This window comes from Candidatus Megaera venefica (genome assembly GCF_034554655.1).
In the GTDB taxonomy this organism is placed as follows: domain Bacteria; phylum Pseudomonadota; class Alphaproteobacteria; order Rickettsiales; family Rickettsiaceae; genus Megaera_A; species Megaera_A venefica.
In genome coordinates this window covers 1-9,102 of the sequence record NZ_JARJFB010000076.1, presented here as the reverse complement: position 1 = coordinate 9,102, position 9,102 = coordinate 1, and the positions used below count along the sequence as shown (strand labels likewise).

Below are 9,102 nucleotides of genomic sequence, written 5' to 3'. Positions count from 1 at the left end.
AAAAAATGAATGTGCGGTGATTTATTTTTGAAATTCTTGAAATTATATCAAAAATTTAGAGTTTTGACGGAGAGACTATTAAACTTGAGTTTGACATAAGAAAAGATGGCAATCTTCGGTTAAATTATTAGTCTATTTATGGATAGAAGCTCTTAGGTGAAGTAGCAAGTCATCTTGAACTTGATTCAGGATCTTCTTTCTGGTGTGCCCCAGAGATCATGCAACACCCCTAGTAAATAATATGACAAGTTACAACGCACTATATTCTTAAGAGTAAGTTTATAAGCAACAAAATAATAACACACAAAATGCATTATTATTTACTGTATTTTACGTAATAAAAGACTTGCATTAGTTCCACCAAAGCCAAAAGAGTTTGATAGCACGTAATCTATTTTTGTTTCCTGCGCAATCAGTGGCACCAAGTTTATCTGCGCTTCATCAATAGGATTATGCAAATTTAGCGTAGGCGGTGCAATTTGATCACGTATTGCTAACACAGCAAATATCGCTTCAACACTACCTGCAGCACCGAGTAAATGACCAATAGAAGATTTGGTTGACGACATTTTGATAGACTTATTACTCTCAAACAAGGTTTGCACAGCCACAAGCTCGATTGCATCACCTGCTTTAGTAGATGTTCCATGTGCATTTATGTAATTTACATCTTCAGGTTTCACTTTTCCATCTTTTAACGCATTTTCCATTGCTCTAAAAGCACCGCGTCCACTTGGCGAAGTCATATGAAAAGCATCACCAGTTAAACCATAACCACAAACCTCAGCATAAATTTTTGCACCCCTCTTAACCGCGTGCTCATATTCTTCCAAAACTACTATACCGGCCCCTTCTCCCATAACAAAACCACAATGATCTTTATCCCATGGTCTTGAAGCTCTGCTTGGTTTGTCATTAAAATCAATGGCAAGAGCTCTGGCAGAAGAAAATCCAGCCATGCCAACTGGAGTAACCGGGGCTTCAGCACCACCAGCAACCATCACATCTGCATCACCATATTTGATCATTCTTGCAGCATCTCCTATAGCATGAGCTCCAGTAGAGCATGCCGTTGCTACAGCGCTGTTTGGACCAGCAAAACCATACATTATAGAAATATGTCCAGATATTAAATTTACAAGAGAAGCTGGAATAAAATAAGGACTTACCTTAGGATTCTCGAGATTATGAAATTCCAATGAGGTTTTTTCAATCATGCCAAGTCCACCTATACCAGAACCAACCATGACACCCGTACGCTCTTTTGAGATTTCATCTTCTGGTTGCCAACCACTATCAGCAATAGCTTCAATAGCTGCTACAAGGCCAAAATGAATAAATCTATCCATTTTTCTCAGTTCACGCGGGGGGACAAGTTTTTCAGGTTCAAAGTCACTAACCATAGATGCTATTTTACATGGCAGTTTACTAGTATCAAATTCAGTAATAATCTTTACACCGCTCTTCCCAGATAATATACCAGACCAAGTATCTGGTACATTTTTTCCGAGCGAAGTTACAGCACCAACTCCTGTTATTACTACTCTTCTTAGTGACATACGCTAAATCTCTTAGTTTGTGTAGCGGTAATTTATGCGTTAATATGCTTTTCTACATATTTAACAGCATCAGATACTGTCAAAATTTTGCCAGCTTCTTCATCTGGAATATCGCAACCAAAAGCGGCTTCTATTGCCATCATCAACTCTACTAAATCCAAGCTGTCTGCTCCCAAATCATCAACGAACTTGGATTCCAGAGATATACTTGTCGCTTCAATTCTTAGAGTTTCGGCAACAGTTTTAATAACTTTTTGTTCGATATTATCGCTCATATGTAAAAACCTTTTTTAGTTTCTTGTCATTGAAATTTTGGATCACCAAGATTCCTGGTTTCATCCTTTTACCACAAAAAAAAATCTTTTGCTAGGATAAAAAATCTTCACACTAACAACATTCCACCATTAATGTGAATAGTCTGCCCAGTTACATAATTAGATAAAGGGCTCGCCAAATAAGCCACTGCATACGCTATATCTTCTGGTGTACCAAGAGCTTTACTAGGAATCTTTTGCATAATTGCATCTTTTTGCGCATCAGTTAAAGCGGCTGTCATACTTGATTCGATAAATCCAGGAGCCACAGCATTGATAGTTATACCCCTGCTAGCAACTTCAAGAGCCAAAGATTTAGTCATACCGATAAGCCCCGCCTTTGAAGCACAATAATTTGCTTGCCCTGGATTACCAGAGACACCAACGATAGAAGCTATATTGATTATACGCCCATATCGCACGCGCATCATTTTTTTAATTGCCGCTCTATTTAGAATAAAACCAGCTTTCAAATTAACATTAATAACTTCATCAAAATCTTCATCTGTCATTTTGATTGCTAAATTATCTTTAGTTATACCAGCATTGCATACAAGTACATCTAGTTTTTCAATATCATCTAATAACGCATTACATGCACTAGCATCTCTGAGATTACATTGTTTAATTGTATAATTACTACCAAGCTCTTTCCCAAGCATTTCAAGCTTTTCTATGTTACTACCGCTTATATATACATGCGCTCCAAGTTTGTGCATGAGTTTAACAATGGCGCTACCTATGCCACCACTCGCTCCTGTTACCAAAACATTATTACCAGCCAAATTTATCATTTACTGTCCTCTTATACTATTGTTTATATATCATCGTGAGTTAAAGACTCTTCTGGACCTCTTGCTATTACGAAATCACTACCCGCGTTTAGTAAATGGGCTTTTATCTTCACCTCTAATTCACTCGCAATCTGAGGATTATCCCTCATAAACTGCTTAGCATTTTCACGCCCTTGCCCAATCCTTATACCGTTATAAGAGAACCAAGCCCCAGATTTCTCTACAAATTCGTACTTCACACCAATATCTACTAACTCCCCTTCTTTTGATATCCCACGATCATACATTATATCAAAATCCACTACTTTAAAAGGTGGAGAGACTTTGTTTTTTACTACTTTTATTCTAGTTTGATTGCCAACTACTTCCTCTTTGTCTTTGATTGACCCCACTCGCCTAATATCAATTCTTACTGAGGCATAAAATTTCAAAGCATTACCGCCAGTAGTCGTTTCGGGATTGCCAAACATCACTCCGATTTTCATCCTAATCTGATTAATAAAAATAATCGTACAATTAGTTCTTGAAGTTGAAGCTGTTAGCTTTCTCAAAGCTTGACTCATCAATCTAGCTTGCAACCCCATATGGGAATCACCCATTTCTCCATCTATTTCTGCTTTTGGTACGAGAGCAGCAACACTATCAATAACTATAAGATCTATTGCTCCTGAACGCACTAATGTATCAGTAATTTCTAGAGCCTGCTCCCCAGTATCAGGTTGCGAAATAATCAACTCATCTATATTTACGCCTAATTTTTTAGCATAAACAGGATCAAGAGCATGCTCAGCGTCAATAAATGCACAAGTTCCACCTTGTTTTTGAGCTTCAGCAATCACATGTAAAGTTAGAGTTGTTTTACCAGAACTCTCTGGTCCAAAAATTTCGATAATTCTTCCTTTTGGTAATCCACCCACTCCAAGCGCAACATCAAGACCTACTGAACCAGTGGGGATTGCTTCAATATTCATTTCTTGGCGTTTACCAAGTATCATTACCGACCCTTTACCGTAACTCTTTTCAATTTGGCTTAGCGCCGCTGCTAAAGCCTTGTCTTTTTCCATATTTTCCTCTTTTGTAAACTGAAATAGTACCGTTATGCATTTCAAACGATCCAAGCTAATGGATATTTATATTCTGACTAAAAAGGAAAAGCTAGTAAAAACTTGAATATTGTGCATAAATTATTTTGCTCAATAATCTATCTATGTTTTTTTGACCAAATGAATTTATTTTTCATTTCTTATATCAATCCAATGCTCGATAATTTGCTTTAAAACAGCTTCTTCAACCTCGACTTCGCGATCCTCAAAAGTTGGTAAAGAAAGTACCATTTCTTCTAGATATGGCAAATTATATTCCGGGATTTCTTCCTCAGAGTAGGCCTCTTCAAGCTCAGTGGCAATTTTTTCTATATCACTCCAATGCATCATATTTCCATTTATTAAAGTGGACAGTACTATTACTATTTAATACCGGCTACCAGAAAAAAAATAATAGTATATATTTACTAAGGGAATAAGATTTACTAGGTGAGATTATTATGCAACTACAAACACGTACACTACAAAAATTGCTTGATGACAGCTTAAAAGAAGACTACGGGATAAAGGGAGATATAACTTCAGACGCAGTGATTAATTCCGGAACTCAAGTTAAGTTTGCAATTAATGCTCGCCAAAATCTAGTTTTATGCGGAATACAGATAGCCCAATATTATTTTAATGAATACTCTTCTATTAAATACCAAATCCACCATACTGATTCCGAAATCGTACAGAAAAATACAGCCATTATTTCTGGCTCAGGCTTAGCAAAAGAGCTACTGTTGCTAGAAAGAATAATTTTAAATTATATGCAACACTTAAGCGGAATTGCGACTACAACTAGTAGTTATGTAGAGCTAGTCAAAGAAACAAAGGCAAAAATATTTGATACAAGAAAAACAACACCTATGCTAAGGCAACTTCAGAAATACGCGGTTACATGTGGCGGAGGATATAATCATAGACTTAGCTTAGATAGCGGTATTTTAATTAAAGATAATCACATTGCTATTTGTGGCGGCATTACTAAAGCCCTACAAAGAGCTAAACAATACAGTCCTCATTATACACGTATCGAGATTGAATGCGATACGCTTGAACAAGTAAAAGAATCTTTACTATCAGGTGCGGATATAATCATGCTGGACAATATGTCGCCTGAACAAATTCATGAAGCTGTCAAATTAATTGACAATAGAGCTATTATTGAAGCCTCAGGTAATGTATCTCTTAACACAGTAAAAAGTATTGCTGAGGCTGGCGTTGATGTCATTTCTGTTGGTAGAATAACTCATTCCTCAACATCTGTTGATATTGGTTTAGACATAATATGATAGATTCAACCGATCCACAAAAAGCTAAAACTGAGATAGAGCTACTGAGGGAGCAAATTAAAAAATATAATCACGAATATTACATTAACGATACGCCAAGTATTTCTGACGCTGAATATGACCAACTATTTCAAACACTCCTAAAACTTGAAGAACTATTCCCTAAGTTCAAGTCAGATGACAGCCCAACAAACACTATAGGTTCTAAAATTTTAGATAAATTTGGAAAGCACGAACATAAAGTACCTATGTTATCTTTGGGTAATAGTTTTTCTGAAGACGATGTTGCAGACTTTATCGAACGTATAAAACGCTTCCTTTCTATTAATTATTTTCCTGATATTTTCTGCGAACCTAAAATAGATGGTGTTTCATTTTCTGCAACTTATGAACACGGGAACTTAATACTTGGGGCCACCAGAGGCGATGGATATGTGGGAGAAAACATAACAGAAAATATCAAGACTATTGCCAGACTACCCCACCATATCAAGAACGCCCCTAAATTTCTTGAAGTTAGGGGCGAAATTTACATTGAAAAACAAGATTTTGAAAATTTGAATTTAAAACAATTAGAGCAAGGGAAGAATAAGTTTGCTAATCCAAGAAATTCAGCAGCTGGTTCATTGCGGCAGCTAGATACAAGTATCACCGCAAGCAGACCTCTTAAATACTTCATTTATGCCATTGGCCACGCTAGCGAGCAGTTCGCAACAACCCAAGAAAACTTGCTTAATAAACTTTCACAAATGGGATTTCAAACCAATCGACTATTTAATTTGTCTCATTCTTTAGAAGAAGTATTACAGTTTTATAACAAACTAAAAACACTGCGCGAGGGTCTTGCGTACGAGATAGACGGGGTTGTTTACAAAGTTAATGCATTTGATTTACAAAATCGACTCGGCTTTATCGCAAGAAGTCCACGATTTGCTACCGCCCATAAGTTTCCTGCAATTATTGGGCAAACTAGACTTAATGATATTACAATTCAAGTTGGTAGAACTGGAACCTTAACGCCAGTTGCCGAGCTTGAACCAATAAATATTGGCGGAGTGAACGTGTCGCGCGCGACTTTACATAATTTCCAAGAAATTGAAAGATTGGATATAAGAGTTGGAGACACGGTTCTGCTGCATAGAGCGGGAGATGTTATTCCTAAGATCACTGCAATTAATCTTGAAAAAAGACCAGATAACATTCCGAAATTTATTATTCCAGAGCAGTGCCCATCATGCGGCAATAAAGTTCATGTTGATCCAATAGAGGTAATACTAAGGTGTGACAATGGACTTAATTGCCCAAAACAATTAAGTGAATCGATAAAGCATTTCGTTTCCAAAAATGCAATTGATATAGAAGGACTAGGAGCAAAGCAAGTTGAGTTTTTTTTAGAAAAAGGATTCATCAAAAATCCAGCTGATATTTTTCATTTACACCAATTAAATGATTCTTCTTTCGTTAAATTAGAGAACATGGATGGTTGGGGTAAAAAATCGGTACAAAACCTTTTCGATAATATCGAAAAATCAAAACAAGTTACTCTACCTAAATTCATATACGCTCTTGGCATTAGGCACATAGGCGAAAGTAATGCCAAAATACTTGCTAAGGAATTTATCTCAGCTTCAAATTTCCTGAGTTCTATGCTAAACTTAGCAAGTGGACATCAAGAAATATTTGATTTATTGGATAATTTGGATGGCATAGGGAGCAAAATACTTAAAGACATAATGTATTTCTTTGAGTGCGAACAAAATGTTACTACTATAAACCAACTCTTGAATATCCTAACTATTAGTGATTTTAAAGATACAGCAATCTCAACAGCTTTATCTGGACAAATTATTGTGTTCACAGGCAGCCTAGCCGTGCTTTCTAGAAACGAAATCAAAGCACAGGCAGAGAAAATGGGAGCAAAAGTTTCTGCTTCTGTCTCAAGTAACACTAATTTAGTCGTTGCGGGAGATAATGCAGGAAGTAAGTTAAAAAAAGCTCTGGAACTTGGGATAAAAATTATCTCAGAAGATGAATGGATCAAAATTATCGAGGAGAATAAATGATCAAAAATCGGTTAACTCTATTACGTCAAAAAATGGCCTTAGCCGGCTTTCAAGGGTATCTTGTTCCATCATCTGATGAGTATTTGAGCGAATACACCCCACTTTATGCAAAAAGGCTCGAGTATATAACTGGCTTTACTGGTTCCTCTGGCCTTGCATTAATTCTAGAAAATGCAGTGTTATTTTTCACTGATGGAAGATATATCACTCAATGCTTTACCGAGCTTGATGACCAACTATTTGACGTCTATGACCAACAACTTATCCCCTCTTTTTCCTGGAGTAATTTTGTCGAAAAAGATGCTATAATAGCTTATGATCCAAGCTTATTCACTGCTCCTAATTTACAAAAATTTTCTGGATTGAATTTAAAAGATTATACTCCTAATTTAATAGATGAGATTTGGGATAGTCAACCAGCAAAGCCAAACTCAAAAATATTTGACTACCCAATTGAATATGCTGGCATTGGCTGGGAAGAAAAAATTCAAAACTGTCGCTACATAATTGAAGAGAATAAAGCTGATTCTTTAGTAATTTGTGATCCCACCTCTGTATGTTGGCTACTTAACATTAGAGCTAGTGATATTGAATTTTCGCCTTTGTTACTCGCAAACATGATTATTACTAAAAGTGAAGCGTATTTATTTACTGATGAGAAACGTTTTGATACTGGTTTAATAAGAGATGGAATAAGTATATTACCTTATGTTGAATTTCCACAAATAATAAATAATCATCAAGGAGTCATTTTATTCGATGAAACACAATGTTCTATTTATCTGTCTTCCCTTATCAAAAAAGGTAAGTTCAAGCAGTTAAAAAATCCATGCATGCTCTGGAAAGCCTGCAAAAATAATGTGGAAATTGATTATATGAAACAAGGCCACATTCAAGATGCTGTGGCGGTATGTGAGATGCTAAGTTTTATGGTTGATGAAGATATTAGCTCCCTTAGCGAATATGATTTAGGAATCAAGTTAACCAATTTCAGACGCAATAGAGAGAGATATATCTATGATAGTTTTCCTACCATTTGTGGATTCCAAGAGAATGGCGCTATTATCCACTATAGAGCTGATCAGGATAAGGCAAAAACAATAAGCGGGGATGGATTATTACTAATCGATTCAGGTGCACAATATTGGGGCGCAACAACGGATATCACAAGGACAATAGCTATTGGCAAAATTAAACCAGAATATAAAACATTCTATACCAATGTACTGAAAGGTCATATCGCACTTGCTATGATAAAATTCCCACAAAAAAAAGTAACAGGAGCAAACCTTGATATTCTAGCAAGGCAATATCTGTGGCAATCTGGTCTAGATTATCCTCACGGAACAGGTCATGGGGTCGGCAGCTTTTTAAGTGTTCACGAAGGCCCCCAAAATATTAGTCTAACAGCCTACGGCACATACATTAAAGTTGGAATGGTTGTCTCGAATGAACCTGGATATTACTTACCGGGAGAATTTGGGGTCAGAATAGAAAACTTGATGCTTGTTAAAGAGTCATTGTTGCCTGGGTTTTTAGAATTTGAAATGCTTACTTTAGTTCCTTATGCAAAAGAATTAATCGACTTTACTATGCTAAATCAGCATGAATATTCATATTTAAAAACATATTATCAGACTATAGGTAATAAAATATTACCTAAGTTATCAATACAAGCTAAGTCATGGTTAAAAAACCAGTTAGATATCAGCCTAAAGAAGCTGAGTTATACTCCAGGCAAAATAAATTTTTAGTATTAATTAACCTGAGTTTGATGTAAAGGAGTAAATACTTTTTGAAAATTAGAACGAAAGCCTGTCATCCTAAGCTTGACAGGATCCCAGACAACGGAAAGAAGATCCTGAATAAAGCTCAGGTTATACTTATGTACAGGTTCAGCAGACCTTATTCAATTAGTCTCTCCGTCAAAACTCTAAATTTTTGATATAATTTCAAGAATTTCAAAAATAAATCACCGCACATTCATTTTTT

8 protein-coding genes are annotated in these 9,102 nt (G+C 36.0%); 3 read left to right on the top strand and 5 right to left on the bottom strand.

The window, feature by feature from the left end; genetic code table 11:
* Positions 1–320: 320 nt before the first annotated feature.
* The 5 genes from fabF to iscX all read right to left on the bottom strand — a co-directional run bounded on the left by fabF (position 321) and on the right by iscX (position 4,100).
* Positions 321–1,559, bottom strand: a complete 1,239-nt coding sequence (gene fabF / locus Megvenef_RS05435) for a beta-ketoacyl-ACP synthase II (protein ID WP_322776964.1) — start codon at positions 1,557–1,559, stop codon at positions 321–323.
* A 32-nt stretch (positions 1,560–1,591) separates the two neighbouring features.
* The gene (gene acpP, locus Megvenef_RS05430) at positions 1,592–1,834 is read right to left on the bottom strand and encodes an acyl carrier protein (protein WP_322776963.1); all 243 of its coding nucleotides are present in this window, start codon (positions 1,832–1,834) and stop codon (positions 1,592–1,594) included.
* Positions 1,835–1,941: 107 nt separating this feature from the next.
* Complete coding sequence (gene fabG / locus Megvenef_RS05425) at positions 1,942–2,667, bottom strand: 3-oxoacyl-ACP reductase FabG (RefSeq protein ID WP_322776962.1); 726 nt, start codon at positions 2,665–2,667, stop codon at positions 1,942–1,944.
* Between the two features lie 23 nt (positions 2,668–2,690).
* Positions 2,691–3,731 carry a recombinase RecA gene (gene recA, locus Megvenef_RS05420; protein WP_322776961.1) on the bottom strand — a complete coding sequence of 347 codons (1,041 nt, stop codon included), beginning with the start codon at positions 3,729–3,731 and terminating at the stop codon, positions 2,691–2,693.
* 165 nt (positions 3,732–3,896) lie between these two features.
* Entirely contained in the window at positions 3,897–4,100 is a 204-nt protein-coding gene (iscX, locus tag Megvenef_RS05415) for a Fe-S cluster assembly protein IscX (protein WP_322776960.1), read from the bottom strand.
* Positions 4,101–4,210: 110 nt separating this feature from the next.
* On the opposite strand from iscX, the gene nadC reads away from it, so the two are divergent.
* From nadC to Megvenef_RS05400, 3 genes are read left to right on the top strand one after another with little or no spacing between them, the layout of a single operon-like run.
* Positions 4,211–5,047, top strand: a complete 837-nt coding sequence (nadC, locus tag Megvenef_RS05410) for a carboxylating nicotinate-nucleotide diphosphorylase (RefSeq protein WP_322776959.1) — start codon at positions 4,211–4,213, stop codon at positions 5,045–5,047.
* Positions 5,044–7,110: an NAD-dependent DNA ligase LigA gene (gene ligA / locus Megvenef_RS05405; protein WP_322776958.1), complete on the top strand. Its 2,067-nt coding sequence runs from the start codon at positions 5,044–5,046 to the stop codon at positions 7,108–7,110. Before nadC ends, ligA begins: the two co-directional genes overlap by 4 nt.
* Positions 7,107–8,864, top strand: a complete 1,758-nt coding sequence (locus tag Megvenef_RS05400; protein WP_322776957.1) for an aminopeptidase P family protein — start codon at positions 7,107–7,109, stop codon at positions 8,862–8,864. Before ligA ends, Megvenef_RS05400 begins: the two co-directional genes overlap by 4 nt.
* The last annotated feature ends 238 nt before the right edge of the window (positions 8,865–9,102 follow it).

Bases quoted from the DNA above. Each gene is read 5' to 3' on its own strand.
- fabG (WP_322776962.1), bottom strand. From the start codon at position 2,667: ATGATAAATTTGGCTGGTAATAATGTTTTGGTAACAGGAGCGAGTGGT.
- acpP (WP_322776963.1), bottom strand. From the start codon at position 1,834: ATGAGCGATAATATCGAACAAAAAGTTATTAAAACTGTTGCCGAAACT.
- fabF (WP_322776964.1), bottom strand. From the start codon at position 1,559: ATGTCACTAAGAAGAGTAGTAATAACAGGAGTTGGTGCTGTAACTTCG.
- recA (WP_322776961.1), bottom strand. From the start codon at position 3,731: ATGGAAAAAGACAAGGCTTTAGCAGCGGCGCTAAGCCAAATTGAAAAG.
- iscX (WP_322776960.1), bottom strand. From the start codon at position 4,100: ATGATGCATTGGAGTGATATAGAAAAAATTGCCACTGAGCTTGAAGAG.
- nadC (WP_322776959.1), top strand. From the start codon at position 4,211: ATGCAACTACAAACACGTACACTACAAAAATTGCTTGATGACAGCTTA.
- ligA (WP_322776958.1), top strand. From the start codon at position 5,044: ATGATAGATTCAACCGATCCACAAAAAGCTAAAACTGAGATAGAGCTA.
- Megvenef_RS05400 (WP_322776957.1), top strand. From the start codon at position 7,107: ATGATCAAAAATCGGTTAACTCTATTACGTCAAAAAATGGCCTTAGCC.